18 protein-coding genes and 1 pseudogene are annotated in these 14,354 nt (G+C 69.4%); 13 read left to right on the top strand and 6 right to left on the bottom strand.

What is annotated here, in order from left to right; translation table 11 throughout:
• Positions 1-156 precede the first annotated feature (156 nt).
• The 8 genes from GEV28_RS37910 to GEV28_RS37875 all read left to right on the top strand — a co-directional run bounded on the left by GEV28_RS37910 (position 157) and on the right by GEV28_RS37875 (position 4,175).
• Positions 157-429, top strand: a complete 273-nt coding sequence (locus GEV28_RS37910; protein ID WP_367115274.1) for a TQO small subunit DoxD — start codon at positions 157-159, stop codon at positions 427-429.
• Between the two features lie 77 nt (positions 430-506).
• Positions 507-836, top strand: a complete 330-nt coding sequence (locus tag GEV28_RS37905) for a hypothetical protein (protein ID WP_291418436.1) — start codon at positions 507-509, stop codon at positions 834-836.
• The gene (locus tag GEV28_RS37900; protein ID WP_291418434.1) at positions 836-1,234 is read left to right on the top strand and encodes a hypothetical protein; all 399 of its coding nucleotides are present in this window, start codon (positions 836-838) and stop codon (positions 1,232-1,234) included. The genes GEV28_RS37905 and GEV28_RS37900 overlap by 1 nt, the downstream gene beginning before the upstream one ends.
• On the top strand, positions 1,222-1,926 hold the full coding sequence (locus GEV28_RS37895; RefSeq protein ID WP_367115273.1) for a permease: 705 nt from the start codon (positions 1,222-1,224) through the stop codon (positions 1,924-1,926). Before GEV28_RS37900 ends, GEV28_RS37895 begins: the two co-directional genes overlap by 13 nt.
• Positions 1,923-2,171 carry a sulfurtransferase TusA family protein gene (locus GEV28_RS37890; RefSeq protein ID WP_291418433.1) on the top strand — a complete coding sequence of 83 codons (249 nt, stop codon included), beginning with the start codon at positions 1,923-1,925 and terminating at the stop codon, positions 2,169-2,171. The genes GEV28_RS37895 and GEV28_RS37890 overlap by 4 nt, the downstream gene beginning before the upstream one ends.
• Positions 2,172-2,325: 154 nt before the next feature.
• Positions 2,326-3,183 (top strand): radical SAM protein, encoded by an 858-nt coding sequence (locus GEV28_RS37885; RefSeq protein ID WP_291418431.1) that lies wholly within the window; start codon positions 2,326-2,328, stop codon positions 3,181-3,183.
• Positions 3,184-3,327: 144 nt separating this feature from the next.
• Positions 3,328-3,810, top strand: a complete 483-nt coding sequence (locus tag GEV28_RS37880) for a trans-aconitate 2-methyltransferase (RefSeq protein WP_291418438.1) — start codon at positions 3,328-3,330, stop codon at positions 3,808-3,810.
• A 101-nt stretch (positions 3,811-3,911) separates the two neighbouring features.
• Complete coding sequence (locus GEV28_RS37875; RefSeq protein WP_291418429.1) at positions 3,912-4,175, top strand: N-acetyltransferase; 264 nt, start codon at positions 3,912-3,914, stop codon at positions 4,173-4,175.
• A gap of 321 nt (positions 4,176-4,496) precedes the next feature.
• Here GEV28_RS37875 and GEV28_RS42855 read toward each other — a convergent pair.
• The 5 genes and pseudogenes from GEV28_RS42855 to GEV28_RS37850 all read right to left on the bottom strand — a co-directional run.
• Positions 4,497-4,874, bottom strand: a pseudogene (locus GEV28_RS42855) (helix-hairpin-helix domain-containing protein); the annotation flags it as partial.
• A gap of 202 nt (positions 4,875-5,076) precedes the next feature.
• Positions 5,077-5,340 carry an alkylmercury lyase gene (locus tag GEV28_RS37865; RefSeq protein WP_291418425.1) on the bottom strand — a complete coding sequence of 88 codons (264 nt, stop codon included), beginning with the start codon at positions 5,338-5,340 and terminating at the stop codon, positions 5,077-5,079.
• The gene (locus tag GEV28_RS37860; RefSeq protein ID WP_291418423.1) at positions 5,337-5,789 is read right to left on the bottom strand and encodes a MerR family DNA-binding protein; all 453 of its coding nucleotides are present in this window, start codon (positions 5,787-5,789) and stop codon (positions 5,337-5,339) included. The genes GEV28_RS37865 and GEV28_RS37860 overlap by 4 nt, the downstream gene beginning before the upstream one ends.
• An 86-nt stretch (positions 5,790-5,875) precedes the next feature.
• Positions 5,876-6,376, bottom strand: a complete 501-nt coding sequence (gene merB / locus GEV28_RS37855; RefSeq protein WP_291418421.1) for an organomercurial lyase — start codon at positions 6,374-6,376, stop codon at positions 5,876-5,878.
• Between the two features lie 701 nt (positions 6,377-7,077).
• Positions 7,078-7,773 carry a methyltransferase domain-containing protein gene (locus GEV28_RS37850; protein WP_291418418.1) on the bottom strand — a complete coding sequence of 232 codons (696 nt, stop codon included), beginning with the start codon at positions 7,771-7,773 and terminating at the stop codon, positions 7,078-7,080.
• Between the two features lie 36 nt (positions 7,774-7,809).
• On the opposite strand from GEV28_RS37850, the gene GEV28_RS37845 reads away from it, so the two are divergent.
• Positions 7,810-8,268 carry a MerR family transcriptional regulator gene (locus GEV28_RS37845; protein ID WP_291418417.1) on the top strand — a complete coding sequence of 153 codons (459 nt, stop codon included), beginning with the start codon at positions 7,810-7,812 and terminating at the stop codon, positions 8,266-8,268.
• Between the two features lie 155 nt (positions 8,269-8,423).
• Here GEV28_RS37845 and GEV28_RS37840 read toward each other — a convergent pair whose 3' ends face one another.
• The gene (locus tag GEV28_RS37840) at positions 8,424-8,804 is read right to left on the bottom strand and encodes a recombinase family protein (RefSeq protein WP_291418415.1); all 381 of its coding nucleotides are present in this window, start codon (positions 8,802-8,804) and stop codon (positions 8,424-8,426) included.
• 179 nt (positions 8,805-8,983) lie between these two features.
• On the opposite strand from GEV28_RS37840, the gene GEV28_RS37835 reads away from it, so the two are divergent.
• The 4 genes from GEV28_RS37835 (at position 8,984) to GEV28_RS37820 (ending at position 13,969) form a co-directional block, all read left to right on the top strand.
• Entirely contained in the window at positions 8,984-9,238 is a 255-nt protein-coding gene (locus GEV28_RS37835) for a hypothetical protein (protein WP_291418413.1), read from the top strand.
• 561 nt (positions 9,239-9,799) lie between these two features.
• Entirely contained in the window at positions 9,800-11,293 is a 1,494-nt protein-coding gene (locus GEV28_RS37830) for an FAD-linked oxidase C-terminal domain-containing protein (protein ID WP_291418411.1), read from the top strand.
• A gap of 1 nt (position 11,294) precedes the next feature.
• Positions 11,295-12,437: an FAD-binding oxidoreductase gene (locus GEV28_RS37825; protein WP_291418409.1), complete on the top strand. Its 1,143-nt coding sequence runs from the start codon at positions 11,295-11,297 to the stop codon at positions 12,435-12,437.
• Positions 12,437-13,969, top strand: a complete 1,533-nt coding sequence (locus GEV28_RS37820; RefSeq protein WP_291418406.1) for a heterodisulfide reductase-related iron-sulfur binding cluster — start codon at positions 12,437-12,439, stop codon at positions 13,967-13,969. The genes GEV28_RS37825 and GEV28_RS37820 overlap by 1 nt, the downstream gene beginning before the upstream one ends.
• Positions 13,970-14,354: the final 385 nt, after the last annotated feature.

The raw sequence follows: 14,354 nt of genomic DNA, 5'->3' as shown, positions 1-14,354 counted from the left end.
GTCGCGATCTCGGCGTCCTTGGCGGCCAACAACGACACGACGTCGTCGTGTGCTGCTTCCCGGCCTGACCCCATGATCAAAACCGTAGTGGATCACCGGTGGCGACCACCGCCGACCTGTCACTCAGGCTGAACAGCTACGTTCGGCTGGGTCACGCTGCTGGTTGAAGCTGGCATCGGTGCGTTCCTGTTGGTCGGGTTGGCCACTCGGCTGTGGGCGCTGATCGGCGCTGCCCAGTCGGTGGTGATCGCCTTGTCCGTGCTGAACGCGCCACACGAGTGGCCGTGGGCGTACTACCTGATGATCCTGATCCACCTGGCGTTCTTCGCCACGATGGCAGGCCGTGCTTACGGGGTCGACGGCGTGCTGCGGCCGAGTTGGCAGGCGTCGTCGCATCCGTTGGCGCGGGTGTTGGTGAGGCTGTCTTGACTCGCTCCCGGTTTGATGCCGCCGCTATCGCGCTTGGCGCGGGCGCGATCGTGGCCGCGCTGTTGAGGTTTGTGCCGTTGCGGTCGGACACGCTCGGCGCCGACGCGCCGGTGAGCTACTCGACGCCGGCGTTCCTGAGCGTGCCCATGATGGTGATCCTCCTGGTCCTGGGCGGGGTCGCGGTCGCGGGCGGACTGCTGGGCAAGGCGATGGGCCGCCTGCTCGCCGTGCTGGCCGGCCTGGGCCTGGCCGCTGTCGCGGTGTTGTTGCTCGTACAGAACATCGCCGAGGTGCAGTGGCTGAACGGTTCCCGCTCCGCGATGGCGCTCCTCGGCGGCCTCGGCCTCGGCTTGCTGGCCGTCGGTCTCACCCCACGGGATGAACGGCCGATCGAGGAGGAGCGGTGATGGCGGCGTCCGAGACCGCCACCGCGGGGGTAGGCAGTTCCCAGCGTCCGATGTTGCTGGGCACGCTTGGCTTCGCCGTGGTAGCTGTGGCGGCCTTGGCCTGGGCCAAATGGTTGCCCTACGCGGAGAAGATCCCGGCTGTCGCCGGCAGTCACACGGTTGGCACGTCGATCGTGAACGGTGACGCGTCGAGCCCACCGGTTCCCTCATGGCGGGCGGCGGTGGACTATGCCCTCGACTACGGCCTGAGGATCTGGCCCGCTCTGGTGGCCGGGTTGCTGCTCGCCGCGTCGGTGGAGGCATTCTTGCCGCGTCGACGGCTGCTGTCGATGTTCCAGCGGCACCGGGGCCCGGCGGTCAGCACGGTGGCCGGGGTGCGTTGTCGATGCCGTCGATGATGTGCACGTGCTGCGCGGCGCCGGTCGCGGTCAGCGTCCGGAAGCGGGGTGTGCCGATGCAGTCGGCCCTCGCGTACTGGCTGGGCAACCCGGTCCTCAATCCGGTGGTGCTGGTGTTCATGGCCGTGGTGCTGCCCTGGCAGTTCGTCACCGTCCGCGTGATCACCGGCGTGCTGCTGGTGTTCGGGGTCACGATGCTGATCGGTCGGCTGGCCGGCGCCCGCCAGACCATCACCGATCCGGCTGCCCGGCCGGAGGACGATTCGTCCGACCCGGACGCGCCGGTCAGCGCGCTCGACGCGGCCCGTCGATTCCTCAGGACGCTGGCCCGGCTCTCGGCGGTCCTGCTGCCTGAGTATCTGGTCGTCGTGCTGCTGCTCGGCGGGCTACGTGGCTGGCTGTTCCCGGCCGGGGCGCCCGAGTGGGGTCTGCTCGCCGTCCTCTTGTTCGCGGTGGTCGGGACGGTGTTCGTCATTCCCACCGCTGGCGAGATCCCGATCATCCAGGGGCGGGCCCTCGCGGGGGTCGGGCTCGGCCCGGTCGGTGCGCTGATCCTCACGCTGCCGGCACTGTCCCTGCCGTCGATGCTGATGATCCGACGGGCCTTCCCGGCACGCGTGATCGCGGCCACCGGCGTCTGTGTCGCCGTGCTGGGTTTGGTGGGCGCGGGCCTGCTGGTGGTGCTGTCATGACCCCGGCGGCCATGATCCCGGCGGCGGTATGCGACGGGGGCGCGCTCGACTGCGGCGGCGGGCTGCTCATCGCGATCCGGCGGGCGCTGAGCGGGATCGCAGTCGGGGAGATCCTCGAGATCCGCAGTCAGGCCCCGTCGGTCGCGATCGACCTGCCTGCCTGGTGCGACCTGGCCGGTCACCCGCTCGAGCAGGTGGGGCGCAGCGAGTCGACGGCGAGCTACTTCGTGCGCAGGGGACGTTGACGATGATCCGATCGGACGTGGTGCTGGACGCGGGCGGCGCCGACTTCGGCAGCGGCCTGCTGGTCAAACTGCACGCGGCAGTGGAGGCACTGAACGCGGAGGAGATCCTGGAGGTGCGAGGCGGCGGCCCGTCGGTGCCGGAGGATCTGGCGGCGTGGTGCGTGCTACCGGCAACGCCCTGGTCGGACCGCTGCAGGTCCGCAAGGGCGCGGTGGAGGTCGAGCCGGAGCCGCCGAAACTGGGCTCCCGTCTGTGGCTGTACAGCAACTTCAACTGCAACCTCGCCTGCGACTACTGCTGCGCGGAGTCCTCACCGCGCGCGCCCGCCCGGCACCTGCCGGTCGAGCTGGTCCGGGCGGCGGTGGCGGAGTTCGTCGCCGACGGCGGCACCGAAGTACTGGTCACGGGCGGTGAACCGTTCCTCCACCCCGACCTCGGTGACATCATCGCCGCGGTCGTCGACCACGTGCCGGTCACCGTCCTCACCAACGGCATGGTGTTCGGTCGGGGCAACCGTCGCCGCACCCTGGAGGCCCTGGACCGGGAGCGGGTCACGCTGCAGATCTCACTGGACTCGGCAACGCCGGAGCTGCACGATCGGCACCGGTCCGCAGGGTCCTTCGCCCGCGCCCGCGCCGGCATCACCCTGGCCCGATCACTGGGCTTTCGGGTCCGGATCGCCGCCACCATCGACGCCGCCGACGCCGAGGAGGTGGCCGCGCTGCGCGAACTGCTCGACATCGAAGGTGTTCCGGCGCAAGACCAGGTGATCCGCCGCATCGCTCGACAGGGCTTCGCCGAATCGGGCGTAGTGCTGACCCGAGACGACCTGTACCCCGAACCCACGATGGCCGTCGATGGCGTCTGGTGGCATCCGGTGGGCATCACCGACCCCAGGCTGCGGGTCACCGACGCCCCGCTCCCGATCCACGCCGCGATCGAAGAGATGAACCGCATTCTCGAAGCCACCGCACAACACGACAACACCAGGAGGGCGTTCCGATGCGCGTGAACCGGCCGACGACACCCGCGACACCCGCCGACCGCGCCGCCCACTGGAACACCGTCTACGACACCAAAGGCGAGGACGGCGTCAGCTGGTACCAGGCGACACCGACCGTCACACTCGAGCTACTGGACACTCTGCGCGTCGGTCATCGACCTCGGCGGCGGAGCCTCGGTCGTCGTCGATCACCTACTCGCTCGAGAGTTCACCGACATCTCCGTTCTCGACGTGTCCAAGGTCGCCCTGGACAACACCAAAGCCCGTCTCGGCCCAACCGCGGAGCAGGTGCACTGGCTGCACCGAGACATCTTCGACTGGATACCCGAGCGACGGTTCGACCTCTGGCACGACCGCGCCGTGTTCCACTTCCTCATGGACGCGGACGAGCGCGAGTCCTACCTACACGTGCTCCGCTCCGGCATCGCCCCCGGCGGCTGGGTCATCATCGCCACCTTCGACGCGCACGGACCGACACACTGCTCCGGACTTCCCGTAGTGCGCTACAGCCCGACGGAACTGGCCCAGATCTTCGCCCCGCACTTCAACCTGATCGACACCCGCTCCGAGGAACACCTCACCCCGGCCGGTCTCGTCCAGCCGTTCACCTGGGTCACCCTCAGCCCGTCATCCTGACCGCACGGAGAAGTCAGGTGCACCGACGATCTTGCCGGCGGAGCGACCCGGTGTCCCTGGGCGTCGTGACGTGGTGTCCTTCTTGTGTGTGGGGGCGTTGAATGTCTGGCCGGTGTCAACAGGGTGACGGCTATGCCGAGTTGTTCAGCTTGTGTGTCGCCGAACAGGTTCGTGGGCAGGGGATCGGTGGTCGGGTGTGCGATGTGATCGAGAGCGAGTTCGCCGAGCGTGGCGTGACCGAGTGGGAGGTCGCGGTGATGGCGGGCAACAGCGCGGCGGCGCGCTGCTATCGCCGTCGCGGTTTCGCGCCCAGCGAGGAGTTGCTCCGGCACTCGATCATCGCGGGGCGCTCGTCGGCTGATTAGGTCACTTGGCGTGGGTGCGGTGGCGGGCGAGCAGTATCCCGCTGGCGACGAGCACGGCCAGGATCGCGACCATTGGCACCGGTCCGATCGCGTCGACCCAGTTGACGAGGGTGGACTGGATCTTGCCAGCGGTGTCGATGACCGGGTCCGCGGGTTGGCCGTTGGCGTGGAGGAGGCGTAGCCGTAGTAGCCGTAGTGGCGGCGGTGGGCGGCTGCTCGACCTCGGTGGTGATGCCTGCGGCGGTCCAGGCGGTCCAGGATCTCGGTGTTGGTGCGGAGGCCGGCGTGGATCGCGCGGGCCTTCGCACCGCCGATGCCGTCGACGGCGGTCAGCTCCTCGAGCGTGGCCGTCCGGAGGTTGTCGAGCGTGCGGAAGTGGGAGGCCAGCGTCCCGCCGATCCTGCGGCCGGTCATCCGGATGCCCAGCGCGGTGATGTGGCGAGCCAGCGGTAGGGCCTTCGCTGCGGCGATGCCAGCAACCAGCTCCTGCGCGATCGTGGACCCGATGACGCGGGACGACGTCGGGCCGGCCTGATCGCGGGTGCTGCCCGGGTACCGGGCGAGAGCGATGCGATCGGCGGTGAGGTCGAACAGGTCCGCGAGGTTCGTGACGAGACCGGCCTCGACGAGCGCGGTGGCGATCTCCTCGCCGAGGCCGTCGATGTTCCACACGTCGCGGCTGGCGGCGTAAGCCAGCATCGACACCAGGGAGCAGGTCGGGGTGGTGCACCGCCACATCTGCGTCGAGGTGTCCCATGGCCGACCGCATTGCGGGCACGCCACGGGCGGCTTCCACTGTGACTTTGCATCGCGTTTGGCTTCTGTGCATCGAGTTTGGCGCATGCCCTCTGCGCTCATGGCGACCGGGGCGGCGATGAAGGGCCCGCTTGTCGCCTGCCGCTCAGGGCCGGGAGGAGTCGGTGAGTGCGGCGTGGATCTGGTCGTGGGTGGGCAGGTCGAGCCTGCAGCACATGCTGTCGCTGGGCGTGGTTCCGGTGGCGACGTCGATGCCGTTGATGATCAGGGTGGGAGAGGGGTACGGGCCCTGACGTTCGCGGACCGGCACATCGATGCCGGTGTGTCGCAGGCACTCGCGCAGGGTGGCGCGGACTCGGTCGATCAGCGGGCAGTCGGGCACGTGCCACAGCTCGACGATGAGGGTCATGACCGGGCGTCCTCATCGTGGTCGGTGCCGTCGACCCTGTTGTCGAGTGTGTTGTCGTAGGTGGGGTCGAGGTTGTGCAGCAGTGGGCAGTCGCGGTCGCCGCGCGGTCGGGTGCAGGTGTCGGCGAGCCGGGCCAGTGAGGCGCGCATGGCCCGCAGGCTGGCGATCTTGCCGTCCAGTTCGGTGATCTTCTCGGTCGCCAGGTGCCGGGTGGCCTCGCAGCTGTCCGGGCCGCCGTCGGCGAGGTCGAGCAGGGTCTCGATCTGGGTGAGGGTGAAGCCGAGTTCCTGGGCGCGTTTGACGAACCGCACGATCCGCACCGCGTCCGGGCCGTAGATGCGGTAGCCGGCGCCGGTCCGGCCCGGGTCGGGCAGCAGCCCGCGGCGTTCGTAGTAGCGCAGGGTCTGGGTGTTCACCCCCGCCTGCTGGGCGACTTGTGCGGTACGCATAGGCCGACGGTAAGCCCTGTACCGAGCTACCGGGTCAACTGCGGTCCGGTGCCGATCACAGGAGTAGGCCGAAATCCGTGTGGTCGTCACAGGATGTCCACATTGGCCTTGGCGAGCGTCTCACGGGTCAACCGCCGCCAGAACTCGAGGAAGTCGGCGACCGGGAACACCCGCCCGCCGGGGTGCGCGGCGAAGAACGGTTGGTGATAGCAGAAGTCCTCGTCCGGGCCGGTCGTGTTGTGGATCGTGGCGTCGATGGTGTCCATCAGCTCGGGCTGCATTCCTGGATGCACGACGGCGACCACGGTCGTGTCCGGCTCGACCGCGGCCACCCCGGCGGGACCCAACGTGACCCGGATCGGCGTCCCGGTCGCTCGGCAGGCGGTGTCGACGTACACAGACTTTTGGGTGCAGACGGCGATCCAGAACAGGTCGGGCGCGCAGCCGCCGGCCTTGATCGTGCGGTCGTCGATCCGGACCTGAAACCGCGGCGGCGGGCTCGATGTGCCAATGACTAGGTGCACGACCTCGTCCCCGAGGCGCACCAAGTCGCCCAGCGAGCCGGTCAGGGCGCGGGTCTCGGTCACCGGTCGACCGATGGTGGCGGCGAGCCGCTCAATCCCGACTGGTTGCTCACCGGCGCCGGTCAGCGTAACAGCGCCGACACCAGGACGAAGGCCGGCAGGTACTCGGAGTTCGCGATGTCCCACGCGGCGACGAAATCGTCGACGTCATCACTCCACCGGGTGCCCGGGATTCGTTGGCGCGTCCACGAAAACCAGCGTGGCCGTCGTGGCGGCCGTGGAAGGCCAGCCACCGGGGCGCGCGTGCCCATCAGGTCATCGCGCCCCGTGTCTGTCGGGGTCAGGACTGTGCCCTCGGTGAACGAGCGGGGGCCGCGCCACATCAGGCCGCCGTAGCCGGCGTTCGGGCGGCCTGTCCAGTCCGCTCGAACCTTGCGGAGTCCGGACTTACTTTGCGGATGATCTTGCGGGGTCCGGACTTACCTTGCGGGCGCGTCGTGGACGCTGTTCGAGACGCATCCACGATGTCCGGTCCCCGTGAAGTTGGCTGGTTCTCAGGGATCCGTGTGGACGTCCCGGCTGATTCTCGCGCGGTGGCGGTCATAGCCGCTGTTTCATCCGTTTGGGGCGATGCTTGTCTTCAGGGTTGGCGAATCTCAATGGATCAACGGCGCTCGGTGTCCCCGTCTCAAGCAATCTGGCGTCCGTCTCGCTGTAGCTGGTGAGGATCCCTGAGCGGGTCGACGACCTGCGCACCCCGCGGGTCATGACCGCGCTGTTGGACGGGCGACGAGCTCGGCATCATCGGCAGGTGCCACGTGCCCGAGGACGCACGCCGCCGGCGGGTCGAGTTCGAGCATTTCGGTTCGGAGGTGCTCGAACCCAGCTTCGGTAAGCAGGCCTGCCAGCTCGTTGGCGGCCGCCGCCGACGTGGCCGCGGTGGCACCGGGACAGCGGGGCTGGGATACCAGAGCGATGCGCCCGCCGGGCCGCAACAGCCGGGCGAGTTCGTGTAGCCGGGCGGTTGGGTCGGGCCACATGCCGACTGTGTTGACTGCGAGCGCGGCGTTGAATGGCCGGTCGCTGATGGACAGGCGCTCGACCGGCGTGTGAATCAGGCGCACCCGTCCGGCCCGTATGGCGGCCCTATTGCGGCGGCGGGCCTGGCGGATCATTACCTGCGAATGGTCGACGCCGACCACCAATCCCCGGATCGCTCGGGTGGCGAGGGCGGCGATGGCCACGCCCGGACCGCAGCCGAGTTCGATGACGCGGTCGGTCGGCTGGACGTCGAGAAGCTGCACCGCCCAGCGGTTGCGCGCCACGTTCGACGAGCGCCGGCCCATGATCCAGCCGGCGACGTGCCCTACGGCTCCGGTCGGGTGGTGGAACTGTGCCAGCCCTCCGCGAGGACCCCACCATTGCATGATGCGGCCCAGCACCCTCTGCTTGATGTCCATGAGGTGAGCCAAGCACTTCGAGTACGCTTGAAGTCAATGACTGCTACCGAGCGCACCCTGGCTTCGTCGGCCCCGCCAACGTTGTTGTCAATTGGCGAGCTGTCCGAACGTACCGGCGTGCCGACGACCACGCTGCGGTACTACGACGAACTTGGATTGGTGCGTCCGGCGGCTCGGGAGGCGGGACGACGGCGTTATGCCGCGTCGGCAGTCAGGGACGTCAGCGTGATCCTCTTCTTCCGCGAGATCGGATTCTCGCTGGCCGAGATCGGGCGGTTCATCGCAGGCGAGCGGCAATGCCGACGGGAGATGATCGATCACAAGTTGGCCGAGCTGGCCGAGCAGCAGCACCGTATCGAGGTGGCCCGCACCGCACTCGAGCACGGTCAGCAATGCCCAGCCAGCGAGCCCGTGAAATGCTCCCGATTCTGGTCGATCATCGAAGGGCGACTACACGGCCTCTCACTGGAAGAAAGCCACGCGCGAGCGCACTGACAGACCATCACCGATGCGAACGCGAACCTACGGCGGGCTTCGCCTCGAAGGCCCTATCGATGACGCGCGAGAGTCCGCCCGCAAGCCAACCCCCAACGGGCACCGACACCCGGCAGCAGCCCGACCGGCTGCGCCCGGTTGTGACCTTCGGAGGTCTACGGCGCAGAATCTTCGCCGGTAGTTGGCGGTCGACTCGGGGATCGCGCTCGGTACATCGCGGCGCGGGAGACACCGAGCAAGTTGGCGATCTCGGTGACCGAGCGGCCGGTCGCCTGGAGTTGGTGGGCCAGTTCTTCCTGCTCGTGGGTGGGCAGGGGTGAGCCTGGCCGCCGGCCGGGCGTGCGGCCTGCGGCGACGGCCGCGGCGAGTCCGTCTTTGGTGGCCTCCGACTGGAAGATCCGGCGGGCCTCGATGAGGCCGTGGATCACCCGTAACAGGTGCTCGCCGTGTTCGGCGGTGTCGAGTTGTTCGTGCAGAGCGCGGAGCCGGACACCGTGGCGGTCGAGATGGCCGAGCAGGTCGGTGGTGGGTCCCACAGGAGCAGCCAGTAACACTTGCTACGCAACCCGACCAGTTCTGTTTCCCGAACCATGGCGCATTACCCCGGTTGTCCCCGCGATGCAGGAGTCACGGTGTGAGCTGACCGGCCGTTGCAATCGAACGCGAGTTCGGTAAAATTGAGGGGTGAGCGTTGGCGTAGCCGGGAGGGTGAACCATGAAGGGCGACCGGGTCGAGATCGTGGTGGACGCCGGTGACACGACCCGTACCTACGATGTCGTGGCGACGCGGGCCGGTCGGCGGGTGGAGGTCAGCATCGGTCGCGGCGTGGTCGAGGTAGTAGAAGTCACCCGCAGCGGCAGCCCGGTACGCACAGCACGTTTTATGGCCAGCAGAGTTCTCGCGCTCGTCGAACATCCTGTGGCGGCCCGGCCGCTCGACGACGAGCGGGAGGGCTCATCGTCGGATTGACGGTCGGCGAGAGAGTGGCTGGGCGAAGGTTTGGCAGGGGAGTGGGAGCAAATTGGGAGGATTCACTGTGCGGGAACGGCGCTGGACAGCGTTGAACTGCTCTCAACAGCACCGTATTTACCTGCGACTATGACGTTTCCGCAGGTAGACGGCTTGTCAGGTCAAGTATCGACCTGATGAGAGTCACTCGAGCGGGTTCGAAGCGTGTCGTCGTTTGTCGCGTTCGAAGTCGTCGCGGACGGGCTGTCGATGAGGGCGCGGCACAGTTGCATAGCGTCACTAGCCGGATCGCGCACCGCGTGCACGGGCGTCGCGCGTCTTCCAGGAAGGGCCTTGACGGACTTGGGTCATCGGCCCGCATGTTCAGCGACACCTTCGCCGGTATCGCCCCGTCCTCCGTGCCCCTGTTCATCCTCACCCAACTGGTCGGGGCGCCTCACCTCCCAGTGGGCTGGGAGGTGGACCGCCGTACACGAAGAATCACGACCGGCACCCGTGACTTGGGGGCGCGGATCTGGTTCGGCGGAACCATCATGGTCAGTACGAGTTGTAGGAGGTGCCATGACCGATCAGCGAATCGCGGAGCGGGAGCAGGCGTCACCGCGGACCCTCGAGCTGGCGGACCGGTTGCGTACCGCGATCGGCGCGGCGAAGGTGCTGACCGACCCGGCGCAGCTGCGGACCTATGAGTGCGACGGGCTCGAGGCGTTCCGGGTCCGGCCGGGAGTCGTGGTCCTCGCCGAGCACCGTGACGACGTGGTGGCGACCGTGAAGCTGTGTGCCGAGGCGGGGATCCCCTTCGTGGCGCGGGGGTCGGGCACCGGGTTGTCCGGCGGTGCGGTGCCGGTCGCGGACGGCGTGCTCATCGTGCTGTCGCGGCTGCGCGGCATCCACGACGTCGACCCGGACAACGCCCGGATGGTGGTCGAGCCGGGCGTGATCAACCTGTGGGTGACCCGCGAGGCCGCCCCGCACGGCCAGGCGTACGCGCCGGACCCGTCGTCGCAGCAGGTGTGCAGCATCGGCGGGAACGTCGCGGAGAACTCGGGCGGCGCGCACTGCCTGAAGTACGGCTTCACCGTCAACCACGTCATGGCCGCCGAGGTGGTGCTCGCGGACGGGGAGGTGGTGCACCTCGGCGGCAAGGCACCCGAGCACCCGGGCCTCGACCTGCTCGGCGCGTTCGTCGGCAGCGAGGGCACGCTCGGCGTGGTCACCCAAGTGACCGTTCGGCTGATCCAGGTGCCCGAGTCTGTGCAGACCATGCTGGTGGGCTTCCACTCCGTCGCGGACGCGGCCGGCACGGTCAGCGACATCATCGCGGCCGGCATCCTGCCCGCGGCCATCGAGATGATGGACGCGCTCGCGATCGAGGCGGCCGAGGCCGCCGTGCAGTGCAACTACCCCGAGGGCGCCGAGGCCGTGCTTGTGATCGAGCTCGACGGCCCGCAGGTCGAGGTCGACGAGCAGTTCGAGCACGTCGAGACGCTCGCCCGAGGGCGGCACGCGTTCGAGACCCGCATAGCCGCCGACGCTGAGGACCGCGCGCTGATGTGGCGGGGCCGCAAGTCCGCGTTCGCCGCGGTCGGGCGAATCAGTCCCTCGTACTACGTGCAGGACGGCGTCATCCCGCGCACCCGGCTGCCCGAGGTGCTCGGCGACATCGGCTCGCTGGCCGACGCGGCGAACCTGCGCGTGGCCAACGTCTTCCACGCCGGCGACGGCAACTTGCACCCGCTGATCCTCTTCGACGACGCGGTGCCGGGTGCGCCGAAGGCGGCGGAGGAGCTGGGCTTCGCGATCCTCGACCTGTGCATCGACGCGGGTGGCTCGATCACCGGCGAGCACGGCGTGGGCCTCGAGAAGAAGTCCAAGATGGCCAGTCAGTTCACCACCGAGGACCTCGACACGATGCAACTGGTGCGCTGCGCGTTCGACCCGGCGGGGCTCGCGAACCCGGGCAAGCTCTTCCCGACGCCGCGATTGTGCGGTGAGCGACCGGGCGTGCGTACCGCGGAGAGCGCGCCCGATCCGGCGCTGGGCGAGGTGTTCTGAGATGGCCGACGTGCATTCGCGGAACACCGTGATCGCCGGCGTCGCCCCGGCGGACGAGGTCACCCCGTCCTCGGCGGGCGAGGTGGCCGACGTCCTGCGCTCCACCACCGGCACCGTCGTCCCGGTCGGCGCGGGCACCAAGACCGGCTGGGCGGCCCCACCGTCCTCGTGCGACCTGCTGCTGCGCACGACCGCGCTGGACCGGGTCGTCGAGCATGTGCCCGGCGACCTCGTCGTGGTCGCCGAGGCGGGTGTGCCGCTGGAGACCTTGCAGGCCCAGCTGGCCGAGTACAACCAGAAGCTCGCGCTCGACCCGTCCGAGCCCGGCGCGACGCTCGGCGGCATCGTCAGCGCGAACGCGTCCGGACCACGGCGGCTGCGCTACGGCACCGCGCGCGACCTGCTCATCGGCGTGACGGTCGTGCTCGCCGACGGCACCACGGCCCGCTCCGGGGGCAAGGTCGTGAAGAACGTCGCCGGCTACGACCTCGGCAAGCTCTACACGGGCGCCCACGGCGGGCTCGGCGTCGTCGTGTCCACGACCTGGCGGCTGCACCCGCTCCCGGCCGCGGCCGGCGCGGTCGTCGTCCCGGTCGGCGACGCGGCGGAGGCGGGCAGGCTCGCGACGCGCGTCGCCCGCTCGACGCTCACGCCGACCGCCGTCGAGCTGCGCTGGGACGGCACGTCCGGGGACCTCGTCGTGCTGTTCGAGAGCATCGAGGCGTCCGTCGACGCGCAGTCGGCCGCGGCCGTCGAGCTGCTCGGCGGGGGCGAGCGGGTGGCAGCGCCGCCGTCGTGGTTCGGCGAGCGGCCGGCCGGGGGAGTGGTGCTGCGGCTGGCGTTCGAGCCGCACGCGCTGCCGAGGGTCCTGCACGCGCTCCCGCCCGGCTCGTCCGGTACGGCGTCCGCGTGCACGGGTGTGGCTTACATGTCGGTGCCCGCCGATGCGGACCTCGCGGTGCTGCGCGCCGCGATCGTGCCCGTCGACGGGTCGGCGGTCGTGCTGGCTGCGCCGGACGACCTGCATGCGGGCATTGACCACTGGGGACCGGTGGCCGACACGTTCGCGCTGATGACTCGGGTGAAGGACCAGTTCGATCCGGGACGGCGGTTGTCGCCCGGCCGCCTGTTGGGAGGGCTGTGATGAGCTCCGACGGCGGCAAGCTTCCCGAGGGTGCGCCCCGGGCTACCGACCAGGCGGCCGCCGAAGCCGTCGGCGCGCGCAGGCCCATCGACATCGGCCAGGGCGGACCGATCGCGGCGAGCGCGGCCGTGGCCACCGTGGGCCTCGGCCTGCCGGCCAGCGGACCGCCGCCGGGCAGCGTGTTCGACGAGCACCACCCGCCGGACCCGGCGCTGCTGAGCGACTGCGTCCACTGTGGATTCTGCCTGCCGACGTGCCCGACGTACGTGCTGTGGGGCGAGGAGATGGATAGTCCCCGCGGGCGCATCGACATCATGAAGGGTGCGGTGTCCGGCGACGCGTTCGACGCGTTCGACGCTAGCAGCGTCCGGCACCTCGACCAGTGCCTCGGCTGCATGGCCTGCGTGACGGCCTGCCCGTCGGGCGTGCAATATGACAAGCTTATCGAGGCGACCCGCGCGCAGCTGGACCGTCGGGTCGAGCGGCCGCGCCGGGAACGGTTGCTGCGCAAGGTGATCTACGGCCTGTTCCCCTACCCGCGGCGGCTCAAGGTGCTGCGCGGCCCGCTGCGCGCCTACCAGGCGAGCGGGCTCGGCCGGCTGCTCGCGCGCAGCGGGCTGCTCTCCCGCCTGCCGGAACCGTTGCAGGCCATGGAGTCCCTCGCACCGAAGCTCGGTCACGTGGACAAGCTGCCGGAGCGTACGCCTGCCCTCGGCACGAAGCGCCGCACGGTGGGACTGCTGACCGGCTGCGTGCAGGGCACGTTCTTCCCCGACGTCAACGCCGCCACCGTGCGGGTGCTCGCCGCCGAGGGCTGCGAGGTGATCGTGCCGCGCAGGCAGAGCTGCTGCGGCGCGCTGTCCGCGCACGCCGGCCGCGAGCCCGAGGCACTGGCCTTCGCGAAGCGGGTGATCGCGACGTTCGAGGCCGCGGGCGTGGACAACGTCGTGGTGAACGCAGCGGGCTGCGGGTCCAACCTGAAGGACTTCGCCCACCAGCTACGCGACGAGCCGGAGTGGGCGGCGCTCGCGAAGGCCTTGTCCGCCAAGGCTCGCGACGTCAGCGAGCTGCTCGACGAGCTGGGTCCGGTCGCCTCGCGAAACCCGCTGCCGATGACGGTCGCCTACCAGGACGCCTGCCACCTCGGGCACGCACAGGGCGTGCGCATCCAGCCGCGCCGGCTGCTGCGTGGCATCCCCGGCGTGGTTGTGCGCGAGCTGCGCGAGGCCGAGATCTGTTGCGGTAGTGCGGGAACGTACAACCTGCTGCACCCGGAACCGGCGCGCGAGCTCGGCGAGCGCAAGGCGAGTGCGGTGCTCGCCACTGGCGCCCAGGTGATGGTCACGGCCAACCCGGGTTGCTGGATGCAGGTCGCGACCACGCTGGCCCGGATGGGCAAGCGGATGCCAGTTGCGCACACCGTGCAGGTGCTGGACGCCTCGATCCGCGGCGTGCCGGTGGAGCAGCTGCTGGCGCAGGCGCTCGACGGTCCGGGGACGGTGGTGATGTCGCCGGCCACCAGCACGACCTAGCCCGCTTGCTCCCCGCGCGCACGATGGCGTCGCCCTCGTACATCATGCATATCGCTGAGCTGGACAGGCTGCCATAGGGCCACGTAGCCGACTCTTGCGCAACACGGGTTCCGCCCTCGGGCGTGCTCCTGGCGCGGTTGGCTGTCGTGATCGACCGACTGCCCTACGAATGGCCTCGAAGCCGACGACATGACCACGATGAAGGTCATGACCGGGATCAGCCACTGGCGGTGGCGCCCAACCCTGGCCCAATGCCGCTAACTTTGGGGTGATCTTGTTGTCAGGCGCCAAAATATGATCTTGGTTTTGGGTGGGAGGGGTTTCTTGTACTCGTCGGTTTGGCGGGGGAAGCGGCCACCGGCCTGTTTCTGTTCGCGGGCGAAGG

The organism is Actinophytocola sp. (assembly GCF_009379765.1).
Classification (GTDB): Bacteria; Actinomycetota; Actinomycetes; order Mycobacteriales; family Pseudonocardiaceae; genus Actinophytocola.
Note: the sequence above shows the minus strand (reverse complement) of the source record. Positions and strands in the feature narration are given on the sequence as shown.

Excerpts from the sequence above, each read along its gene's own strand:
- GEV28_RS37900 (WP_291418434.1), top strand. The coding sequence starts at position 836 with ATGGCGGCGTCCGAGACCGCCACCGCGGGGGTAGGCAGTTCCCAGCGT.
- GEV28_RS37895 (WP_367115273.1), top strand. The coding sequence starts at position 1,222 with ATGCCGTCGATGATGTGCACGTGCTGCGCGGCGCCGGTCGCGGTCAGC.
- GEV28_RS37890 (WP_291418433.1), top strand. The coding sequence starts at position 1,923 with ATGACCCCGGCGGCCATGATCCCGGCGGCGGTATGCGACGGGGGCGCG.
- GEV28_RS37875 (WP_291418429.1), top strand. The coding sequence starts at position 3,912 with ATGTCTGGCCGGTGTCAACAGGGTGACGGCTATGCCGAGTTGTTCAGC.
- GEV28_RS37865 (WP_291418425.1), bottom strand. The coding sequence starts at position 5,340 with ATGACCCTCATCGTCGAGCTGTGGCACGTGCCCGACTGCCCGCTGATC.
- GEV28_RS37860 (WP_291418423.1), bottom strand. The coding sequence starts at position 5,789 with ATGCGTACCGCACAAGTCGCCCAGCAGGCGGGGGTGAACACCCAGACC.
- GEV28_RS37850 (WP_291418418.1), bottom strand. The coding sequence starts at position 7,773 with ATGGACATCAAGCAGAGGGTGCTGGGCCGCATCATGCAATGGTGGGGT.
- GEV28_RS37845 (WP_291418417.1), top strand. The coding sequence starts at position 7,810 with ATGACTGCTACCGAGCGCACCCTGGCTTCGTCGGCCCCGCCAACGTTG.
- GEV28_RS37835 (WP_291418413.1), top strand. The coding sequence starts at position 8,984 with ATGAAGGGCGACCGGGTCGAGATCGTGGTGGACGCCGGTGACACGACC.
- GEV28_RS37830 (WP_291418411.1), top strand. The coding sequence starts at position 9,800 with ATGACCGATCAGCGAATCGCGGAGCGGGAGCAGGCGTCACCGCGGACC.
- GEV28_RS37825 (WP_291418409.1), top strand. The coding sequence starts at position 11,295 with ATGGCCGACGTGCATTCGCGGAACACCGTGATCGCCGGCGTCGCCCCG.
- GEV28_RS37820 (WP_291418406.1), top strand. The coding sequence starts at position 12,437 with ATGAGCTCCGACGGCGGCAAGCTTCCCGAGGGTGCGCCCCGGGCTACC.